This window comes from Desulfatiglans sp., from assembly GCA_012513605.1.
Taxonomy (GTDB): domain Bacteria; phylum Desulfobacterota; class DSM-4660; order Desulfatiglandales; family HGW-15; genus JAAZBV01.
In genome coordinates this window covers 40,708-62,146 of record JAAZBV010000153.1, presented here as the reverse complement: position 1 = coordinate 62,146, position 21,439 = coordinate 40,708, and the positions used below count along the sequence as shown (strand labels likewise).

The 21,439-nt window shown below is 45.7% G+C and carries 15 protein-coding genes; 7 read left to right on the top strand and 8 right to left on the bottom strand.

What is annotated here, in order from left to right; genetic code table 11:
- Positions 1-49: 49 nt before the first annotated feature.
- Positions 50-247 carry a hypothetical protein gene (locus GX654_20305; GenBank protein ID NLD39206.1) on the bottom strand — a complete coding sequence of 66 codons (198 nt, stop codon included), beginning with the start codon at positions 245-247 and terminating at the stop codon, positions 50-52.
- 164 nt (positions 248-411) lie between these two features.
- Between GX654_20305 and nfo the strand changes: the two genes are divergently transcribed.
- The 4 genes from nfo (at position 412) to GX654_20285 (ending at position 7,290) form a co-directional block, all read left to right on the top strand.
- Positions 412-1,251 carry a deoxyribonuclease IV gene (gene nfo, locus GX654_20300; protein ID NLD39205.1) on the top strand — a complete coding sequence of 280 codons (840 nt, stop codon included), beginning with the start codon at positions 412-414 and terminating at the stop codon, positions 1,249-1,251.
- Positions 1,252-1,475: 224 nt separating this feature from the next.
- A complete protein-coding gene (locus GX654_20295) occupies positions 1,476-2,681 on the top strand; it encodes an efflux RND transporter periplasmic adaptor subunit (GenBank protein ID NLD39204.1) in 1,206 nt (401 codons plus the stop codon).
- A complete protein-coding gene (locus GX654_20290) occupies positions 2,682-5,849 on the top strand; it encodes an efflux RND transporter permease subunit (GenBank protein NLD39203.1) in 3,168 nt (1,055 codons plus the stop codon).
- Positions 5,839-7,290, top strand: a complete 1,452-nt coding sequence (locus GX654_20285) for an efflux transporter outer membrane subunit (GenBank protein ID NLD39202.1) — start codon at positions 5,839-5,841, stop codon at positions 7,288-7,290. Before GX654_20290 ends, GX654_20285 begins: the two co-directional genes overlap by 11 nt.
- Before the next feature lie 116 nt (positions 7,291-7,406).
- Here GX654_20285 and GX654_20280 read toward each other — a convergent pair whose 3' ends face one another.
- From GX654_20280 to GX654_20265, 4 genes are all read right to left on the bottom strand, one after another.
- Entirely contained in the window at positions 7,407-8,891 is a 1,485-nt protein-coding gene (locus GX654_20280; protein ID NLD39201.1) for a hypothetical protein, read from the bottom strand.
- 15 nt (positions 8,892-8,906) lie between these two features.
- Positions 8,907-10,871, bottom strand: a complete 1,965-nt coding sequence (locus tag GX654_20275; protein ID NLD39200.1) for a TonB-dependent receptor plug domain-containing protein — start codon at positions 10,869-10,871, stop codon at positions 8,907-8,909.
- 179 nt (positions 10,872-11,050) lie between these two features.
- Positions 11,051-11,920 (bottom strand): DUF169 domain-containing protein, encoded by an 870-nt coding sequence (locus GX654_20270; protein ID NLD39199.1) that lies wholly within the window; start codon positions 11,918-11,920, stop codon positions 11,051-11,053.
- An 87-nt stretch (positions 11,921-12,007) separates the two neighbouring features.
- Positions 12,008-13,723 (bottom strand): hypothetical protein, encoded by a 1,716-nt coding sequence (locus GX654_20265; protein ID NLD39198.1) that lies wholly within the window; start codon positions 13,721-13,723, stop codon positions 12,008-12,010.
- 198 nt (positions 13,724-13,921) lie between these two features.
- Here GX654_20265 and GX654_20260 point away from each other — a divergent pair, with 198 nt between their 5' ends.
- Together GX654_20260 and GX654_20255 are read left to right on the top strand one after the other, a co-directional pair.
- Entirely contained in the window at positions 13,922-14,326 is a 405-nt protein-coding gene (locus GX654_20260) for a hypothetical protein (GenBank protein ID NLD39197.1), read from the top strand.
- On the top strand, positions 14,323-15,717 hold the full coding sequence (locus tag GX654_20255; GenBank protein NLD39196.1) for a DUF2029 domain-containing protein: 1,395 nt from the start codon (positions 14,323-14,325) through the stop codon (positions 15,715-15,717). Before GX654_20260 ends, GX654_20255 begins: the two co-directional genes overlap by 4 nt.
- On the opposite strand, the gene GX654_20250 is transcribed toward GX654_20255, so the two are convergent.
- The 3 genes from GX654_20250 to GX654_20240 form a co-directional block, all read right to left on the bottom strand.
- Entirely contained in the window at positions 15,706-16,164 is a 459-nt protein-coding gene (locus GX654_20250; protein NLD39195.1) for a hypothetical protein, read from the bottom strand. The two genes, GX654_20255 and GX654_20250, sit on opposite strands and share 12 nt — an antisense overlap.
- Before the next feature lie 18 nt (positions 16,165-16,182).
- Complete coding sequence (locus tag GX654_20245) at positions 16,183-16,974, bottom strand: DUF4974 domain-containing protein (GenBank protein ID NLD39194.1); 792 nt, start codon at positions 16,972-16,974, stop codon at positions 16,183-16,185.
- 265 nt (positions 16,975-17,239) lie between these two features.
- Positions 17,240-19,582 (bottom strand): hypothetical protein, encoded by a 2,343-nt coding sequence (locus tag GX654_20240; protein ID NLD39193.1) that lies wholly within the window; start codon positions 19,580-19,582, stop codon positions 17,240-17,242.
- 358 nt (positions 19,583-19,940) lie between these two features.
- On the opposite strand from GX654_20240, the gene GX654_20235 reads away from it, so the two are divergent.
- A complete protein-coding gene (locus GX654_20235; protein NLD39192.1) occupies positions 19,941-21,434 on the top strand; it encodes a sigma 54-interacting transcriptional regulator in 1,494 nt (497 codons plus the stop codon).
- The last annotated feature ends 5 nt before the right edge of the window (positions 21,435-21,439 follow it).

The following is a 21,439-nucleotide window of genomic DNA, read 5'->3' as shown; positions in this document are numbered from 1 at the left end:
ACCTGACTGTGAAATGAGTATGAACCTGTAATGAAATATGTGTGAAAAATTAAATCTGTTCAAGTTTTTTTGAGTTTTTTCTATTCGATTTGATATCCATGATAATATCTTCGGCTGACCTTGTGTCATCCCAGGAACCTGAGAGATCAATTAATACCTTTACCGCCTTTTTAATCTCTCTGTTGATATCTTCGATTATGATCTTTACCTGAGGCGTTACCATATTGTCTCCCTCTATCTTTTTCATGAAATAATACGCCATTGTCATGGATATGTAAACAGCTTGTAATGTTTCTAATGTTTTGACAAACTTTATTATAAGACTTACTCTTTGTCTGAATCTGAGTCTGAGTCTGGCCCTGATTCGAAAAGTTATTATTATCTCTCAATATTTAAAGGGGTTTTCCATAAATGAAATATATAGGCGCCCATGTAAGTACCAGCGGAGGGGTAGAAATGGCCCCTCAAAATGCAGCAGATATAGGGGCAAAGGCATTTGCCCTCTTTACCAGAAACCAGAGGCAGTGGGTCTCAAAGCCCTTCACGTCTGAAAACATTGTTAAGTTTAAAGATGCCTGCCAGACCCTGGGTTTTGATCCCAGGTATATACTTCCACATGACAGCTACCTGATCAATCTTGGGAGCCCTGATGAAGATGGACTAATTAAATCAAGGTCAGCATTCCTTGACGAGATGCAGCGCTGCGAACAGCTTGGCCTCAAATACCTTAATTTTCATCCGGGGAGCCATCTGGGCAAGATCGACCCAGAAGAGTGCCTTGAGAGGATAGCTGAATCCATCAACCTTGCCCTTGATCAGACAAAAGGGGTTATGGCAGTAGTAGAAAACACCGCAGGCCAGGGCACCAATGTGGGTAATCGATTTGAACACCTTATCCATATAATCGGTAATGTAAAGGACAAGAGCCGCATAGGGGTCTGTCTGGATACCTGCCATACCTATTCTGCCGGGTATGATATCAAGACTGATAAGGCTTTTGAGCACACCCTTGAGGAGTTCGACAAAATAGTGGGCATGAGATACCTGAAGGCCCTTCACCTTAACGATACCAAAAAGGCCCATGCAAGCCGGGTGGACAGGCACGAGAGCATAGGAAAAGGGCAGCTGGGCATAGAGCCATTCAGGTTTATCATGAATAACCCTTTATTTGACAATATCCCGATGGTACTTGAGACCCCTGATGAGTCTTTGTGGAAAGAGGAGATAAAGCTTCTGTACAGCCTTGCCTGAGTGGATTTATTGGATTGTGCCTTGACAACCCGGGGAATTTAAAATAAATTTGACCTTAAAAATAATAGTAGCAGGTTTAATTCTCACTTCGAGGTTTTAAAATTCATCATGTTCCAGCCGTGTATCTCTCTGCCTGTGTTTTACAGCATCTTATAAAGACTGGATTAAAATGTTTTAAACTCAGACCTGTTTTACCATAAGGTGATTGTTAAGGAGTTAATAGATTGATTAATGAAAAGGATTATTTCAATACAATGGGAAAAAGGCGTTTTATAAGGTACGCCTTATTAATCGTTATAATACTTGTGGTGGCCTGGTTTTTTTTACACGGTAAGAAGGAAGGCTCTATTGCTCCGGATATGGGGCAACGCCCACAGATGAGGGGGGCAACCCCTTTAGTGATTGCGCAGGAGATTATTGCAAAAGAGATCAGCGTTTCACAGGAATATATAGGGCGTATAGAGGCAGTTGATTCAGTTGATCTGGTTGCAAGGGTGTCAGGGTATCTGGAAACCATAGATTTTACTGAAGGAAGGAATGTTAAGGCTGGAGACCTGATGTTCACCATAGAAAAGGCCCGTTTCAAGGCTGAAATTGAGGCCCGCAGGGGTTCGGTCTTACAGATAGAGGCCAATCTCACAGAGGCGGAAAAATACCTTAAGAGGCTTCAGACGGCAAAGGCTGAGAGCGTCCCGGAAAAGGATGTTGAAGCGGCCCAGAAAAATGTCAGCTTTTACAGCGCCCAGCTTGTTTCTGCAAAGGCTAACCTGGAACTTTCAGAGATAGACCTTGCGTATGCTACTGTCAGGACGCCCATTGCAGGCCGTGTAACACAGAAACGATATTCTGTTGGCGATTATGTTGGACCCAGTTCCGGTACAATCGCCACTGTTGTCAAGATTGATCCGATCAGGGTAGTGTGCTCCATAAGTGAGGTAGAATACCTCAACCTCCTGGAACGTTCAGGCTCTTCTCCTGAAAAGATATTCAAACCATCACTGCGTCTTCCCAATGGAACCCTGTACAAAGGTGACGGCGAATGGGATTTTATCGATACCTCAATCGATTCCTCAACCGGAACCATATCAATGAGATCCAGATTCGCCAATCCTGATGGGATACTTATTCCCGGAGGGTATGTAACGGTTATCCTCACCCCGGTGAGGGCGGAGCTGGTTCCCCTGGTTCCCCAGCCTGCGGTAATGGAAAGCCGTGAAGGGAGTTATGTTTTTGTGGTGGATAAGGAAAACATCGCCAGCATGAGGATGATTAAAAAAAGATCGGCCCTGGGAACTGACTGGATTATTGATGATGGTATTAAGGCCGGTGAAGTTGTCATTATTGAAGGCATCCAAAAGGTTCAGCCCGGACAGGCTGTAAATATTTCAGGCGGCACAGCAAAGGCTGCCCCCGCGACCGGTAATAAATAAATGTTTTCTGCTCATTTTATAGAACGCCCACGTCTGGCAATGGTTGTTTCGGTTATAATACTGATCGCAGGGATCATTGCATTGATCAATCTCCCCATACTTCAGTACCCTGATGTAGTGCCTCCCACCGTGAGTATCAGCGCCGCATATCCTGGTGCAAGCGCACAGGTGGTCTCCGATGCAGTGGCCGCCCCCATAGAAGAGGTGGTCAACGGTGTAGAAGGCATGATCTACATGTCATCCTCTTCCGGCGACGGGTCTTACAGCCTCTCTGTCACCTTTGAGGTAGGGGTTGATATTGATATTGCCATGGTCAAGGTACAGAACCTTCTACAGAGGGCTTACAATAAACTGCCTGCCGAGGTGAGGCAGCAGTCTGTACGTGTTTTCTCAAGGTCGGGTGATGTGCTTGGATTTTACACTTTTTATTCTCCAAAAGGCACCCACAGCCAGCTTACCATAGGCACATACCTTGATGACAAGGTAAAGGATGCTATTGCCCGTGTTGAGGGTGTGAGCGAGGTCGGGATCATGGGCCCGAGTAAATACAGCATGAGGATCTGGATTGATCCTGCAAAGCTGGCAGCTTACGGGATTAGCGCGGATACAGTTTCTGCGGCAATCGCCAGCCAGAATATCCAGGCCGCTGCCGGGGCAATCGGGACCGAACCCGCCTACAGTTCTCAGCAGCTTCAGTATAGCATCAGGGCAACAGGACGAATGGAGAGGGTTGAGGAGTTTGAAAATATTATCCTCCGCACCAATAAGGATGGAGGCAGACTTACCCTGAAGGATGTCGCCAGAATTGAGCTGGGGGCAGAGAGTTATGCCGCCGGCGCCACCTACAATGGACATCCAGCTATTGCAATGCGGTTGAACCAGCTTCCTGATGCAAATGCCCTTGATACCATAGACAGGGTGAACGCAGAACTAACAAGGCTTTCACGTTATTTCCCTGAAGACCTGGAATTTTCAATCGCCAATGACCCGACCACCTTTATCCGCACAGCTCTATCCGAGATCGTCATGACGCTGCTTATGACCTTTATGCTGGTTGTGCTGGTTGTCTTTATCTTTTTACAGGACTGGAGGGCAACCCTTATACCTGCCTGTACGATACCCGTTTCGCTTATAGGGACATTTTCAGTGCTTCTGACCCTTGGGTACAGCATCAATACGCTGACACTTTTCGCCCTTGTTCTTGCAATAGGTATTGTAGTGGATGATGCCATTGTGGTGGTAGAAAATGTTCAGAGGCTCATAGAGACAGAGCATCTTGCTCCCAGAGAGGCCACATTCAAGGCAATGAAGCAGGTTTCCAGTGCAGTTATTGCAACAACACTGGTGCTGCTTGCAATCTTTATACCAATAGGTTTTATATCCGGTATTACCGGCAGGATATATCAGCAGTTTGCAGTGACCATATCAACAGCAGTATCTATATCTACTATCAGCGCCCTTACACTAAGCCCGGCCCTCTGTTCCATACTTCTTAAACCGCATAAAAAAAAGACATTTGTTTTTTTTAAATGGTTTAACCTATGGCTGGACAGGGTCAGAAACATTTATGTCCACTGCGCCATGTGGCTTGTCCGTCGTAAAATGGTCTCCTTCGGGATACTTCTAGTTGTTACCCTGGTTGCCGGGTACCTGTTTTCAATACATCCCACAAGTTTTCTGCCTACAGAAGACCAGGGTGCAGTCATGGTTGATGTGCAGCTCCCTGAAAATGCAACACAGCCGCGAACCGTTGAGGTAATGCGGGAATTCTATGAAAAGGCCCGTACCATACCGGGGGTTAAGGATATAATGACTATTGCGGGTTTCGGCCAGATGGGAGGCGGCGGGGGTAACAGCGGGATGGCCTTTTTACTGTTTGACCACTGGGATCAGCGCAAGACCCCTGAACTCCAGGTTGATGCCATTTTGGCACACATCAGCAGGATTGCAGCAACTATCCCGGGGGCGCAGATAAGGGCTTTTAATCAGCCACCAATAAGGGGGCTCGGTTCCTCAAGCGGGATGGACTTCATCCTGCAGGCGGCAATGGGACAATCCCCGGATGAACTCGCAAATGCCCTGACACTCCTGGTTGATGCTGCAAACAAGGACCCCCGCATCAGCAGGGCCTTCAGTACCTATCGCCCCAGTACTCCCCAGCTCTATCTCAATGTTGATCGTGAAAAGGCAGAAATGGTGGATGTACCCATCGGGAGGGTTTTTTCCACGCTCCAGGCAATCCTGGGTTCAAGCTATATTAATGATTTTAACCTCTTCAGCAAGATTTATCAGGTGAAGCTCCAGGCGGATTACCCTTATCGAAGCAAGCTGGAAGATATATTGAATGTATATGTCCAGAATAGAAAAGGGGAGATGGTGCCGTTAACCACCCTTGTAGACATAACTACCATTCTCTCGCCTCAATCTATATCACGCTACAATATGTATCCATCTGTCCAGGTTAATGCCGATGTTGCACCCGGGTTCAGCTCTACTGAAGGGATGGATGCCATGGGCGAGGTCATGGAAAGGGCAGCGCCTGCCGGTTTCCAGTACGAATGGACCGGGATGAGTTACCAGGAAAGGGAAAACGAGGGGCAGGTGATTATCCTCGTAATTATGGCCCTGATCTTCGGCTTCCTCTTTCTGGTCGGTCAGTATGAAAGCTGGACTATCCCCATTCCTGTTATGCTTTCCATAGCAGTAGCGGCCCTGGGCGCAATGATTGCACTCATTATCACTGATATATCACTAAGCATATATGCACAGCTTGGGCTGATCCTTCTGGTTGGCCTGGCAAGCAAGAATGCCATCCTGATTGTGGAGTTTGCCAAGACAGAGAGAGAGTTCGGACACTCAATTGAAGAGTCCGCCGGTGTGGCCTCAAGGATAAGGTACAGGGCGGTTCTGATGACAGCCCTCTCATTTATCCTGGGAGTACTGCCAATGGTCCTTGCCACAGGTGCTGGCGCTGTGGGGAGACGCCACATAGGGACAACGGTATTTGGCGGCATGGTTGCTGCCGCTATCTTCGGGGTGGTGCTTACCCCTTCATTATGGGCCGTTTTCCAGACTGCCCGTGAGAGAATAAAGAAATTTATGCACATACAGACAAAAACAGAAAATAAAAAGGAAGGTTCAGTTTTACCGGAAGATAATGAACAGTAATAATAAAAAAAACAGTAAGATAATGATTATTGCCCTGCTCCTTTGCGCCATGATGAGCGCATGCCAGGTGGGCCCGAACTACAGACCTGTCAGTATGGATGTGCCTGCAAAATGGCCTGGTGTTGAAAGGGAAGGGGAAAAAGCCTTACAGTCCGCTGAAGCAGAGAGGCTCGCAAATTGGTGGACAACCCTTAATGATCCGGCCCTGAGTGATCTGGTAAAAAGGGCGCTGGAAGGCAACAGGGATATTAAAATCGCCCTGACACGCATCAGGCAGGCAAGGGCAGTGCTGGGTGAAGCGGGCAAACAACTCCACCCATCTGTCCAAGGGTCGGCAACATATCGCAGGACACAGTCAGGGACACCAACCTCTGATGACCCCGATCCTTCAGCCTTCTCCACCGGGAGCGACTACTATAACGCAGGTTTTGATGCATCCTGGGAGATAGATCTTTTTGGAAAAAGGCACCGGAATATAGAGGCGGCAGCAGCAGAACTTGAGGCATCAGGGGAGGGATACCGCAGCGCTCTTGTCAGCATGGTTTCTGAGACCGTGAGCAGCTACGTGAGGCTCAGGACACTTCAGAAACAGCTTGAAATTGTCAGCCGTAATCTTGAAATTCAGGAAAAGGCGCTCTCTGTCCTTGAAGACAAGGCAGCCGCAGGGTTGATTGGCTCCCTTCAGGTTCAACAATCAAGGTATAATGTTGAAAATACCCGCGCACGCATACCCGGTTACAGGGGCAGCATTGAAGAAACTCTGAACTCGCTGGCCATCCTGCTTGGAGAGATGCCCGGAGAGCTCCATGATGAATTCTCTTCCCCCTCGCCCATACCTGTGCCGGAGGTTGAAATTGTAATAGGTATTCCTGCTGATATCCTGCGCCGCAGGCCTGATATCCGGAGGGCAGAAAGGGCGCTCGCTGCCCAGACCGCAAGGGTTGGTGCGGCCACGGCTGATCTTTACCCATCTTTAAGACTGACCGGGGCGCTGGGGCTTACTGCATCTTCCCTTGATAATTTTTTCTCCGATGAAAACGCTGCAGTGAACATTTCGCCATTTATAAGCATTCCTGTGTTTAACCGGAACAGGATCAGGGATCAGATCGAGATCCAGAACGCTATTCAGGAGCGCACTTTTATTGAATATGAAACCACTGTGCTCAATGCGATCAAAGAGGTGAGGGATGCTATCATGGCCTATGGCGAGGAGCAGAAAAGATACCGAATGCTTACAAAGGGCGCCACTGCCGCACAAATGGCCCTGGAGATAGCTGATGAACGGTTCAGTTCAGGGCTGGTTGATTTTCTGGATGTCCTTGATGCCCAGCGCGCCCTGCTCTCATTTGAAGAGTCCCGGGCCAGCAGCAGTGGGACAATAACACTCGGTCTCATAAGGCTCTATAAGGCCCTTGGAGGCGGCTGGGATCAGGAACATTAAAATGGCCACTGTTTTTGAAGGGTTTTATATCCATAAAAATTGCAGGGGTTAAAGATTAAATGCCCTTAAACAGGTAATTACCTGGTCATGCTGCCTTTACCCCTGGTGGTTTTTATTTATCTGCCCCCTGGTATTGCCTTTTCCATCTTTTCGTCAAAGATCAATGCACGGTCAAGGTCTTTCCAGTAAATTATAGAGAGCTCCCTTACCTTTTTAAAATATTCAGGCGTTGTCCCTCCATATCTGGAAACAAGTCTTCCTATATCATTTTTTATCTTTGCCCAGACCTCTTTTTTAAGGGTAAGGGTGAGTTTTAAATCCTTGAATAAAAACACCGCTGAAGGGGTATTTCCGGCATTGACCCTGATTGCCCCCCTCCCGAGACTTGCGCCGGTAGAGACCTGGAGCCCGTCATTCATGCAGCTTAAAGGCGGGTTATTTCCTGCATTTGAAATTACCTCCAGTGAGTCAAAGGGTGCCTCAAGTATCTCCCTCGCCCTCACACCCATCTTGGCGCCTGCTATGGAGTATATCCCCAGGTGCCTGTGAAATTCATTGGTAAGCAGGCATGCCTTCCACTCCTCAACACCATACATATTAATAAGCTGATTTACAGCAGGGCGGACATCCTCCTGGAACATGGAGGGGTCTCGCGGGATCCCTGTTAACACGACAGAATCTCTCGGATTCAGGTGAAAATCACCCGGAAGTCCAAGGGCCTTCAGGTATGCCGACTCAAGGCCCTTTCTGTTGATATCCTTTAAGACCATCGCATCCTTATTGTCAGGAGAGGGTGAAAAGGTAAACAGGGAAGGATCATTAAAATAGATCACCGTCATCTCATCCCATACATAAAAATGGCCCTCATCAAGCATCTTCTTAATGGTCTCGGTTTCATGTACCATTTCTATCAGGTTAGATGCCCTTGTCCCCTGTGTAATTGCCTTTTTATAGAGCCCATTATTAAATGGCAGCAGCTTTTTTTCAGGAAGAATGAGAGAGCAAATCTTTACCCCTGATGAAAATACCCTGCGCGCAGCCTCAGGGTCACGGAGGGTATTCCAGCCAGGCTCTTCAGAGTCAGGGTCACAGCCGTAATAGATTACAGTGGATATCTGCCTCACTATTGCCGGATCAATCGCCAGCGCTGCTGCAAGGTTTGTGAGGGGGCCAAGGCACAGATAGATTACAGGCTCATCCGCAGCCTTGAGCAGGCTGACTATCGCATCAGGGGCAGGACTTTCTGCAGCCAGGCCTGAGATTTTTTCACTGCCTGGCACATTTATGCTCTTTATGTACTGTCTTACCGGAGGGACTGTCAGGTCAAGCTCCTTTCCTTTTACAACCCTGATCTCGCCCCTTTCAAAATAGTTGAGCAGCGCCTTTAGATTTTTCATACCCTCTTCAGGAGCCCTTACGCCGTCTGAGACAATATAAAGGGGCACCTGGGCAACCTCACTGTTTAGAAGCATGGTGATTGCCCTGATATCATCAAGCGCCATATCCGTATCAACAATTACAGGCAGGGCAACATCATGCGCATAGACCTGCACCTGGAGAAAAAGAATTAACAATAATGTCCTGAGACTGAATCTGCACATAACCACCTCATATAGTTAATTGAATTCTGCGATAAAACCTATCATAAAACCTAAGTCCGGCATAGGATAACCTTTTTTCTGTTCATAGTCCGTATCTGTTATGTTTTCTGCTGCCAAAAACACCTGCCAGTCAGCATCACAGCCGGTTAACCTGAAATCATAGCTGATTTTTCCGTTTACAAGAAAATATGAATCCACCTCATCCGTATTAACAGTGTTCCTCATGCGCGCCCTTGAGGTGACATACTGGTCATCAACATATTGAGTATCCATGCTGATCTGGAAATTGTCAACAGGGCTGTAATTGAACCCTGCGCTGAATGTCCACTCCGGGGCATAGGGCAGGTCATCGGGCGCAGAGTCAAGATATGTAAAACCTCCAAAGAGTGACAGGCCTGATATTGGTATAGCCGTGATACTCCCTTCAATACCCCTGTTTTTATACTCCCCTATATTGGTAAGGATGGGGGGGAAGGGTGGAGGGGGAGATGTTACAATCCTGTCCTCTCCCCTGTCATAAAACCATGTTAAATCAACTATAAGTTTACTGCTGAACCTGTGCTCAACCCCTGCCTCAAAGTGATCAAGGTTTTCTGCTTCAAGCTCAGACCACCTGTTGTCTCCGGGCATCCACAGGTTATCCTGGACCTTTGCATAGATGCCCGGATAATTAATACCTTTGCCATATGAGGCATGAAGCCTTGTTTCCTTTATCCCCAGTATAATCCCTGCCTGCGGGGCTGTTTCACTATCAAATTCAGTGTGATTAAGGTGCCTTACCCCAATGGAGGGTATAAAATAAATATTATCCAAGCTTCCAAATGTATGACTCAGGGAGGCATATGGAGAAAAGATGCGGAATGTCTCTTCAGGGAATGCGCTGTTGCCATCTACAGGGTGAAGGAAACGGGCCTTTCCCCTTATGTAGTCAAGGTCAATACCCATCATTAACTCCCCTTTCTGCCACGGTGTTATGGTCTCACGCGCCCTTATTCCATAGTTCTTATAATCTGTCAGGGTATCATAGCCAGGTGTTCCCTCCTGGTTTACCCAGTCTATATCCCCCTTGTCGCTGTAGAATTTTACATAACCCTTTGCCCTCTCGTAGTTATTGGATATTGTGGCAACCATGAAAAAATCATCATTGTTGAATCGGCCATCTGAAGGATAAGAGAGGTCGATAGGGCCAGGGTCATCGGCCCAGTTATCTGTATATATCAGGGTCAGGTCCATGCCCCACTTTGCGGTAAAATCATACCCCATATGAAGGAAAAGGTCCTGGAGTTCCCCATCTGCATTGACCCTGTGACCATCTGAACTGCGGTATCCGCCTAGCAGGTAGTAATCAAATCTCTCTGTTTTGCCCCCGTGTTCCACTGAAGCCATATGTGTCTTGTTTGAGCCATAGCCTGACTTTATACCTGTATAAAAGCCGGTATCTTTCATACGTTTTGTCTGAACATCCACTGCCCCAAAGGCCATGTTTCCAAAAAGCACCGGCTGTGCCCCTTTATAGATATCTATTGTGTCAACGATATCCACATTGAGTGCATCCATTATGGGGTGTGTCCATACACTCACAAACTTCGGGATACCGTCTATAAGTGTCTGTATCTCCGCGCCCGGGCGAGAGCTGCCCTTTCCCCTGATAAATATGGCGCCTCCCTCTCCACCTCCAAAACTCCCCACCTGGTTATGTCTGGATATGACAACACCCGGTACCCTGCGCAGGGCTGAGGTGAGGTCCATTGCATTGAGGTCTTGAATCTGTTCCATTGTAACATGGGTGACCTGGCTTCCGAGCCTGTTCACCTCATTTCCGCTTATAATAGCAGGAGCAGTAACAACTATATCATCAAGTACATACACCTTTTTTTCTTCCCCTTTTTCTTCTCTCTTATCATCAGCAGGTGTGTAAGGGGTTGTGAAAAACAGGGTGATTAATGAAATGCCTAAAACCAACCCCTTCTTTATGTTCATCTCTTCCTCCTAAAAATAAAAAAGCCTGGAAGGTTAGTCCGGTATTCGTACCGGTCGGCCTTCTAGGCTTAAATGGTTATTAAGTTTTAAGATACACTGACAGGATGTTTTTTATTCACCCTGTCATATTTTTCTGGATCATTTATTAAAATGAATCCAGTTTGTCAAGGAATAATTATCTATTCGGTGCTAAGCCCCCACTGCTTGAACATATCCTTGTAGAACTGCGGCTGTTCAAAGTCAGGTTTCATATCCATATGCTGCTCCCTGTGGGAATACATCTTGCCTCCCGGCTTAAGGCTTGCCATAAAAGGCTGCATCTTTGCCTGCGGGACAGAGAGTATCATCTCATCCTCTGTTGCCAGCCCCCTCTGGTATTCACCCGGATCAGGCAGCACCACTATATATTTACCGGTTTTCATGGGGTCTACAACCGCATGACCGCATGAGGGGAGGAAAAGTTCTGTCTTTACCTGATCTGCCCCGCTGAAATTCATGGGGAGCAGGGCACCCCTGAGCTGTGCAGGATTCATGTAAATCATAACCACATCAGGCATGAATGTCGCGCTCTTAAGCGGTGCGGTGACAATCCCAATATATTTCCCTGTATCAAAACTCATGTATGCCTCACCAAAAAACCCTCCTTTTGCCTTTGGGACCATTCCGTAGGCCATAAGGGCTGTAGGGCACCAGTGGTCTTCCTTGAGCATGGCAACAGTCATTCCCTGACGCCGTGACATACCGAATGCCTGGCACTGGGCAATATGGATTCCACCGTCTCTCTTTGGCCGGTATGCCCCTTTGGGGATATCCTCCTCCTTTTCGATCATCTTCACTGCAATGGGGGATGTCCTTAAGACCAGGCCGTTTTCAAGCTCCTCACCATATTTATTGAATTCGCTTAAACCCGCTGCTGCACCTGTTCCGGCTTTTGAGGCGGGTGCCTCCTGAGCAGCGGCTTTTGTTGATATTGCTGACCCTGCCAGTGCAACTGCGGCAACCCCTATCCCTGCACTGATTATTTCTCTTCTGGTAAATTCTTTGTCCAAGGGTAATCCTCCTTACCTGATAAAATTTTATTTATTATAATCATCAGTTTATAAAAAGCCTGTAAAAAAGTGGTACTCAAAAACAAATTAATGTGATTCCGGTACACCAGGTGCATTTTCAGGTACAGCCAACGGCTGATCTGTAAGGTTAACACTTAATGTATGAATCCATTTGTACTTGCCCCTTACAAGCCTGAATGTATGCGAATCAGGCATGCCGTTTTTATATGCGCCGAACCTGCAGAAGACATTTACAGTTCCCATATCTTCATCAACCACAAATGTCCTGCCCACTATCGGCAATTCACCAAGGGGCCCCGGTATCCAGCAGGTATCCTTTTCTTCACCCCTGGGGTTTGTGTATGCCCCGCCCTCAAGCCTTGCGCACGGGACGTGTCCAAAGGGGGGTCTGATACCCTTATCCATAAATACATAATCAAAATACTGGTTCCCTGCATCTATCAGGTCCTGCCTGCTTATGCGATCATCAGGGGGAAGAATATCCCAGTCTTCTGAGCTTGAATATTTTAGGTAATCATCTGCATTAAAGAGCCAGTCCTTTTTACTGGTGACCAGGCTATCAATCTCTTTTACCCTTCCCTTATCAACTGCAAGGCGCGTCCCGATGACATATTTTTCATTCCCCTCGGTCACTATTACCTCTGTAAAGGTCTTACAGCGGACAGTGTCATAAATGCTCCTGTGGAATGCTATTTTCAGGGGGGTATTCCACATGCCCTTTTCCTTGGTAGTCTCTGCCATGTTTTCAAGGTATTTCACCTTGTCTGCAAGGGCCATTTTGGAGAGGTCACCTGCCTCCTGGGCAAGTATATAGCTGGCTGCCATCGCCTTGAGCATGTTACGGTCACATTCTGGATCCGGCTCAGGTTTGTATTCCGGGACCTCTACCGGTTTTTCATTCCTGTTAACGCTCAGGGTATGAATAAAGCGGTATTTACCATTTTCAAGCCTGAATGTATGTGAGTCGGGCATGCCTGCCCCATTGTCCTCAAAGAGGCAGTAGATATTTACTGCGCCCAGTTCTTCATCAACAAGGAACGTGCGGTTTGAAACAAACATCTCCCCAAGTGGGCCTGGTATCTGGCATGTGTCTTTGTCTTCATTATCGGGATTGGTGTATGCACCCCCTTCGAGCCTTGCACATGGAGAACCCCAGGGCGGCCTTATCCCCTTATCAAGGAAAATAAAATCAAAATAGTTGTTTGCTGCATTTATAAGTTCCTGCCGACTCACACGGTTATCAATGGGGAGAGTTGACCAGTCTTCTGCCTTGGAATACTTGAGATAATCATCTGCATTAAAAAGCCAGTCAGACTTATCTGTAACAAGACTGTCCACCTCGGTGATCTTGCCTTTATCAACAGTAAGCCGTGTCCCGATAACATATTTTTCAGCACCTCCTGTAACTATCACCTCTGTGAATGTTTTGCAGCGTGCCGTATCATACATGCTTCGGTGAAAGGCAACAGGCAAGGATGTATTTATAAGCACCTTGTCTTTTGCTATAGGATTCATATCCTGAAAAAATTTGGCATCCTTTGCCAGCGACATCTTCGAAGGGTTACCTGCCTTCTGGGCGGCAATATAACTCTCGGTTGCCTTGATAAGCATGGCCCTTGTACACTCTCGGGAAGGCGGTGTATAGGCAAACGGGTTGGGTTGCTCCTTGGCCTGCCCGGCTGGGAGCGCCTCTTGGGCTGAACAAACCGGATAGCCGGAAAGAACTGCAATCATTAGAAAACAGCAGGATAAAAGAAAAAATTTCCTCATTGCTCTGGTCATAAATCCTCCATAATTTATATTTTATATGAACTCCCTTTACCGGGGATGTTGAAATTAAAGAGATGCCTCACTAAAACCGTTGCATAGTATTTTGGCTATTGCGCTTTGTCAAGGTTTCTGAAGGGATCGCATGATCCAAGGAATTGACTTTTTCAGAAATCTGACTACTTTTAGGAAAAATTACATTTGGAGAATAACATGAAAAGGAAAATGCTGGTATTAGTTGTATTTTTGTTTGCTGGCACTCTTTATGCGTCAGGGTATGATGCGATCAAGGGCTCATTCAGTATGTATAATCCGACTGTTGAAAATGTTATCCTTGACAAGATACAGTCGCAGACAGATCCTGAGACAGGGCTGGTAAAGATAGGTGCCCTCGCATTAAAATTTGACTTCCTTGCCAATGCCCTTGAAGAGGTTGACGGGCTTGCAGTGGCTGCTGTTCACTTTTCAGATAATGAAGATCGGTATATCCTTGATTATCATGTGGATGAAAATAGTGTAGCAAAAATAGTGCTGGTAACAAAAAATAAAAAGATCATTAATAAAGTGCTGTACCCTGAATATGATGGTAGCGATAAGGAAAATAAGGGCAGCAAGTGATAAAATATGCCCTGTTATCTGCTCTTGTGTGGCTTGCAGTCACCCTTCTGAGCCATGGTTTTTTGGGGACAGGGGGTTTTTTTTATGACCTCCCGAACAGGGAAATGCCCTTCGGAAGGTTTTTTGTTCTGTACTCATCTGCATTTATAATTTACCTTGCAGTAATTCTTAAGGTTTCCAGAATACCATCAAACAATAAAAATATTTTTATCTTAATTTTCAGTGCCATTATGTTTCGCATGATTCTTTTACCCGGTGTGCCTGTGCATGAAAATGATATCTATCGTTATATCTGGGATGGGAAGGCTGCCATCACCGGGATCAACCCCTATCAATACCCCCCGATTCAGGCCAGCATAAAACCTACCTCTCAGTCTTTACAAGTTGATTTTGAAAGGCTGAAATCCTTGAGGGATGAAGACCCTGAATCATACAGGAGGATTAGCTTTAAGGATATCTCCACAATTTACCCACCCCTGGCGCAGGCAGCGTTCGCTTTTGCTGCCCTTATGGCTCCCGGCTCCATACTCTTTTTGAAAACCATGTTTGTGCTTTTTGATACAGGGGTGATATTGCTCCTGTTCCTTATGCTGAAAAGTATGAAACAGAATCCACTCTATACTGTCATCTATGCCTGGAATCCCCTTGTCTTAAAGGAGTTTGCAAATTCAGGCCACTATGATTCTCTTGCCCTTTTATGCGTTATTTGGGGGGCATATATGATGATAAGGGAGAAATGGACTTTTTCAGGGGCAGCGCTTGGGCTCGGGGTAATTGCCAAGTTTTACCCCCTGATTTTTATTCCCTTTTTTCTGATAAAAAGAGAGTACAGGGCCTTTTTTTTCTCTATTATTATAGTCTGCGCAGGGTACCTGCCTTTTTTTCTATGGGGGCAGGCTGATTATACATCTATCTTTTCCGGGCTTAAGACCTATGCGCAGGAGTGGGTTAATAACGGCTTTATTTACAGCCTCATTATTATGCCTGCCTCATTATTCAGCTTAAACCCTGCAATAATCGCTAAAATCATATGCCTCCTCTTATATGCTGCCATATGGATATTGATCTTCTTTGATACAATGCCTGTTCTCAAAAAGATGTTCTGCGCAGTGACCATGCTTTTTTTATTATCCCCAGTGGGTTTCCCCTGGTACTTCTGCTGGGTTATCCCTTTTCTGTGTATATACCGGAACAGGGGGCTTATCCTTCTTTCTTATCTGCTGATACTCTATTACTTTATTTTTACGAGGGATATTGGAGGCTTTACACTGTGGGGAGCTACAATGGGTTGGCTGATGCTGATGCAATACCTGCCATTTTATTTGTTTTTACTCTTTGAGCTGCTTAATAAATACAGGTTATCAAAGGCAACAAAAAGATTAATCCAGTAGCAGATTCAATATTGGTGCAACAGACCCGATTGCTCCCTTGGATTTAATGTTTACGGTTGTCGTACTTGCTGATGCCCCAACCGTTATCTGTCCATTTTCAGGGGAAAGGAGCGTGAGCTCTTTTGAACCCCAATACACATGGATAACTACTGTCGTGCCTGGCGCAACCCCGCCGGTCTGATCTATCGCATCATATATAGGGATATCAATGATATAAAAACCGGCTGCAGAGAGGCCATCAACATCCTCTGCCGCAGGTACAAGCGCTGTCCCGTTAAGTTTTGTGACCTTTATAACAAGCCTGTTATCTGATGATTGGTTCAGTAGCCTGTTATTTATGGTTACTGTACCGCCTATCCTTGCAGGCTGAGGAGGGACAGCATGGGATAAAGATGGTATTAATATTAGAAACATTAATAATAAAAATGATTGAGTTTTCTTATTCATTTTGCACCCCCATTTAAATTAGAAGTCTATTCCCGGGGGCATTGGCGGTGGCTCAAGCCCGTTAAAATAATTAGGATCAGGCGCTTCCGGTAAAGGAGGCATGGTGTTTTCATCAGGTTCACCCGGTGGTACCCCCGGTGTGTCGGCATTTGCCTCTTCACCTGTTACAGCCCCGGGATCATCAGTTGGACCCGGCGCAGCATCTTCGGCCCCATTAACCCTCCTCATTTGCCTGTTTATAACCGGAAAACCGGGGGCAGGCAAGTCGTTATCGTTTTCTGCATCTCTTCTTCTAATCATTTCCCTTGCCACCAGTGCCCGCCTTACCTCGATTTCCATCTCTTCATCAGCCATTACGCTATCCGTGTTATGGACTATTGGAGGCGCTTCATTGTTTCTCTCTATTTCTGGTTCCCTTAAAGGAGGAGGCGTGTCCGGGGTAAATCTTCTGCTTATTGCTTTGCTATCCTTTTCAAAGGTGTAAAGACCAATAGAGGCAAGTGTGCCTTTGCTATAATTCCATACCACCGCACAGTTTTCACCCCTCATGAGATCGTTTATTATCCTGTCAAGTGTCCGGTTGGTATAGGATCTGCCCTGGATAGTCTTATTGATATCACTTTTCAGTATTATTGTTACCCCGCTTTTTTGGGATATCTCTTTTAACGCCTCAGATATTGTACAGTTATCAAAACGGAAGGTGTATGTTTCAGCGGCCCTGCCGGCTGAGGCATATAATTGAAATGAAAAGGCACAGAAAATTAAAACTGTATATAGAGTAACAAAGGATATATATCGCTTGATTTTCATTGATTTCTAATTTAACCATTTACCCAGATAAATATTAATAAAACATTTTCCCGCGCAAACACTATCAATAAGGGATATAAATTATATGCCTGCTAAAAATATGTTTTATTATACCTTATAATAGTAATAGTTTGTCAATTTAGTAAATGCTTGCTAATAAAAAAATATGCATAATATACAAAATTTTGTCTTCAGTAAGGAGCCATTTTTCAGGTTTCTTATAAATCATTATTAATTTTCACTCCTCCTGCCTGCTGTATTAAATCTATTGCGCCCATATGCATGACTCTTTCATGTTTATCCAGTATCCTTCCCCTGGTTTTATCTCAGTGAGGGTGCTTGTACCTGTGTTTAACGGATCATAATACTTCCAGGCACCGTTCATAAATGACCATACAGAGTGATATTTGCCGGTAATTGTTGAAAAGGCCGCCCCCGGTGTACTGATTTTATCTGAATTATATCCAACCAGATTCCAGCCAGGTGAAAGGTCTATTGTGGCTGGCGGGGAATTTCCAGTTACATTCAGGTATGCAGAGCTGCTCATGTCAATCCAGTAACCCTTTCCGGGGAGCATCTCGTGAAGATCACTCAGCTCGGGTTTTAAGGGGTCAAAGTGCTGCCATGTGCCGTTAAATCCCCATACGCTTTTTATCTTACCTGATATGGCTGCTAAAACATATGTGATAGATGTATCCAGGGGGGTTTTATTCAGAGAGATAAGGTTACTGCCCTGTGAAAGAACAAGATCTCCCTCTGAAAAATCCTGAAATCCAATACCCAGGTCTGTTGCCAAATCAGAGACTGTATAGTCAAGGCTGCTTAATCTAACATTGATAATATAGCTGTTTTTGTCATCATGTTTATATGAGGAATAATTATATCTCAAAGAAGCATTTATCCGGTATATATTCGGGGTAAAACTATAGGTAAAGGTCTGTTCATAAGGTCCTGCCACAACTGTGACCCCGTTTTCACTCTCAACCCATGTAAAAAATGCCTGGTTTGCATATCCCCTTGTGCCTGAAATGGTGGTGGCCCCGGAGAGATAAATATAAAATTCATCCGTTTCATAGTTGCTGGCCCACTCCCCTGCAAGCTCTGTTTCTGCGCCCAGGTAGATCATGTTATTAAGGCTTAAGGTGTTGAATGTTTTTGTAGCGGTTCCGCCTGCGGATTGTGCCTGTACCTTTACCTCACAGAAGCTCTCTGTCTCAATTGGGGTGAGGGTCAGGAGGTTTGAATCGAGCACTGCCTCAATATCATCACAGCTTGATAAGACTGAAAGGGTTACATCATTGCCATTGGGGTCATAGGCCTCTATATAAATGGTCGTGCCATTGGCATCAATAATGGTGTCAGGGAGCGGGCTGTTTATTACCGGCGGCGCGCCTGTTGAAGTGGGTGTGTATGGTGAGCATTCACTTCCTGAACAGGGGCGCAGATTATAATAGATCATATGGTTCGGTTCAAAAGAGTATCCTCCTATAACATTTGTCTGGTCAAGAAAGTAATAATTATCATATGAACCGTCCCAGCCCAGGTTCAGATGTATTTTTTTCCCTGAACTATCAGATGCATATCCATCAGTAACAACCAGATGGCCGGGCATGCTTAACAAAACCGGTCTCATATTATCTATCTCATTTTTAATTGTGCTGAAAAAGGCAGCATTGCTGATTGACATTGTGGATATCGGGGCGTATCCGAATGCCCTGGCAAATTCCGTTGTCCTGAAACCTGTGCTGGTGCTTTCTAAACCGAAATTGGCCCGGTTTAATATCCCGATGTCGCGCATGAGGGCCGCGACCTCGTCCCTCTGATATCTGGGGACACTGCCGTTTGCTATGTCAGGCATGATATCCCAGTTAAAGGGGCGGTTTATGACTGTACTTAAGGTCTGACTGTTCCATGTGTAGGTAAACACCCCGCTCCCTTTCTGAGGGTGCTTATGGTACCTCATAAGCTGAGCGATGGCTGTCTGGACGCAACCTGTAAGGGTGTAATCCCCGTTTATCTGCGGATTCATGCTGTTGTAAGGATAAGCCTGTCCCCAGCTGGTAGTAAGCAGAAATGTATCAGGGGTATATGCCTGTATGGCTGCGTTTTTATCAGGATGGGCCTCTAGAAAGGCCCAGAAACTGCTGTTTGCAGTTTCTGCACCGGAGGAAGAATCGTTAATGGTTAATAAAGATGGGAGTTCAAGCTCCTGAAGCAGTATCTCCCTGTATCCTTTGGGGAGGTCAAGAAACCCTGATGAAAGTGAATACCCCTTGACAGGCACCCTTATGTCATCATAGGCAACAAGGATATAACCTGTGGGGTCAAGGTTTATTAACCAGGCGACCGGTCTATTGTTGTAGGTTATCTCCTTGATAGAATAAATGGTAAAGGGTGCATTGATGTGGTTCAAAAAACCCTTTGCAACTGTCTCTGCCCTATTAACTGATACCGGGGCGCTTAGGGCCGCCACAGGCAGCAAAACAAAAAGCAATGCCGCCATAAATAAATAATTGGTTAATCTCCTGATATGCATGACCATTTCCTTATGCCTCTCTTTAATAATGCCTTTTCCATTAGCCATCATATTTATATCGGTAAAAAACATGAGCTGCTGAAATGAAAGGATTTTTTTATTAATATTTTAAGCCCTATGGTGAGGAAATGGTGTGCTGAGAATAGTTATACGCTTTGCATTTGTTTAACCCGTAATGTATCTCTTTTGAATTAATCCCCCTGTATCTCCTGATTCAAAAGGTAATGTCCCAGTATCCATTCTATCTACAGGTTGTGTAAAGGAGCACATCTAAATACAAAATAATATACAATCAAAACAATTGTTATATTTTTGTTGCGTTATTGTAAATAAAAGTATACGCTATCTTAAAAAAAAAGATATTACCATCCGTAATTGTTATAAAGGGTATGATTTATTTAATCTATAACAGGTAAATGAGGGTATCAACATGGATGCAAAGACTTCTCATGGACTTCCTATCTCCTATTTCAGGGAAATATCAGCATGGATGCAATCCTCCATCCTTAAGCAGGACGAACTGCTTGAGCTTATCATTAACAGTGCCACCAGGATGATGGCGGCAAAGGCAAGCTCCCTGCTCCTGCTGGATGAAAAGAGTAAAAAACTCTTTTTCAAGGTGGCTACAGGTGAAAAGGGAAGCGAGGTCAGGCAGTTCCAGATCAGCCTCGGGGAGGGCATTGTAGGATATGTTGCGCAGACAGGCGAGCCACTGCTTATACCTGATGTAAACCTTGATACCAGGTGGGATAAAAGGATCAGCGAGCATACCGGTTTTAAGACAAGGTCTATTGCCTGCGTACCCATGAAGGTGGATGACAGGGTTATAGGTGTGGTTGAGCTGATCGACAAGGAAGATGGCACCTCCTTTACCCAGGATGATATCAAGATGCTCCTCTCTATTGCTGACCTTGCATCAAGGGCAATACACAATGCAAGGGAGATAGACCATTTTAAGAAGGAAAACAGGGACCTCAAGGAGGAGTTATCCAGCAAGTACAAGATCGTGGGTGATTCAAAGAGTATCAAGACCGTTATCTTTGATGCACTCAAGGTAGCCAATTCAAAGACCACTACCCTGATATTGGGCGAAAGCGGCACAGGAAAGGAGCTGCTGGCAAGGCTTATACACCAGTCCGGTCACAGAAAGACCATGCCGCTTATTGTCTTAAACTGTGCGGCCCTTCCTGAGACGCTGCTGGAGGACGAGCTTTTCGGACATGAAAAGGGGTCATTCACAGGCGCTGTCGGTAAAAAGGTGGGAAAATTTGAGCTTGCAGATGATGGCACCATTTTTCTTGATGAAATAGCAGAAATGTCTCCGGGCATGCAGGCCAAATTGCTGAGGGTACTGCAGGAAGGGGTCTTCTACAGGATCGGCGGCACAGAGCCTATTACCGTGGATGTCAGGATTATTGCTGCTACAAACCGCGACCTTCCAAAGGAGATTGCAAAGGAGAGATTCAGGGAGGACCTATTCTACAGGCTGAATGTTGTTCAGCTTCAGATGCCTCCCCTGCGTGACCGCAGGGATGACATACCTCTTCTTGCCAAATATTTCCTGGATATGTTCAGGGTAGAGACAGGGCTCCCTAACCTTGGCATATCAAAAGAGGCAATGGATAAATTAGTGAAATACAACTGGCCCGGCAATGTAAGGGAACTGAGAAACGCCATTGAAAGGGCAGTGGTCATGGGAAACAGGCATGAGATAATGCCTGAAGACCTGCCCATAGGCAGCCATGATATGGAGCAGCCCGGCCTTGAATTTGGTTTAACCCTCAAAGATGCCCTTGATAAATTCAAAAAGGAGTTTGTAAAGATAAATCTGGACCATACAGGTGGCAACAGAAGCAAGGCAGCCAAGGTCATGGATATACAGCGAACATATTTGTCAAGGCTGATATCTCAATATAATCTTTAGCCTGG

Bases quoted from the DNA above. Each gene is read 5' to 3' on its own strand.
- GX654_20305 (NLD39206.1), bottom strand. From the start codon at position 247: ATGAAAAAGATAGAGGGAGACAATATGGTAACGCCTCAGGTAAAGATC.
- nfo (NLD39205.1), top strand. From the start codon at position 412: ATGAAATATATAGGCGCCCATGTAAGTACCAGCGGAGGGGTAGAAATG.
- GX654_20290 (NLD39203.1), top strand. From the start codon at position 2,682: ATGTTTTCTGCTCATTTTATAGAACGCCCACGTCTGGCAATGGTTGTT.
- GX654_20285 (NLD39202.1), top strand. From the start codon at position 5,839: ATGAACAGTAATAATAAAAAAAACAGTAAGATAATGATTATTGCCCTG.
- GX654_20280 (NLD39201.1), bottom strand. From the start codon at position 8,891: ATGTGCAGATTCAGTCTCAGGACATTATTGTTAATTCTTTTTCTCCAG.
- GX654_20275 (NLD39200.1), bottom strand. From the start codon at position 10,871: ATGAACATAAAGAAGGGGTTGGTTTTAGGCATTTCATTAATCACCCTG.
- GX654_20265 (NLD39198.1), bottom strand. From the start codon at position 13,723: ATGACCAGAGCAATGAGGAAATTTTTTCTTTTATCCTGCTGTTTTCTA.
- GX654_20260 (NLD39197.1), top strand. From the start codon at position 13,922: ATGAAAAGGAAAATGCTGGTATTAGTTGTATTTTTGTTTGCTGGCACT.
- GX654_20250 (NLD39195.1), bottom strand. From the start codon at position 16,164: ATGAATAAGAAAACTCAATCATTTTTATTATTAATGTTTCTAATATTA.
- GX654_20245 (NLD39194.1), bottom strand. From the start codon at position 16,974: ATGAAAATCAAGCGATATATATCCTTTGTTACTCTATATACAGTTTTA.
- GX654_20240 (NLD39193.1), bottom strand. From the start codon at position 19,582: ATGTTTTTTACCGATATAAATATGATGGCTAATGGAAAAGGCATTATT.
- GX654_20235 (NLD39192.1), top strand. From the start codon at position 19,941: ATGGATGCAAAGACTTCTCATGGACTTCCTATCTCCTATTTCAGGGAA.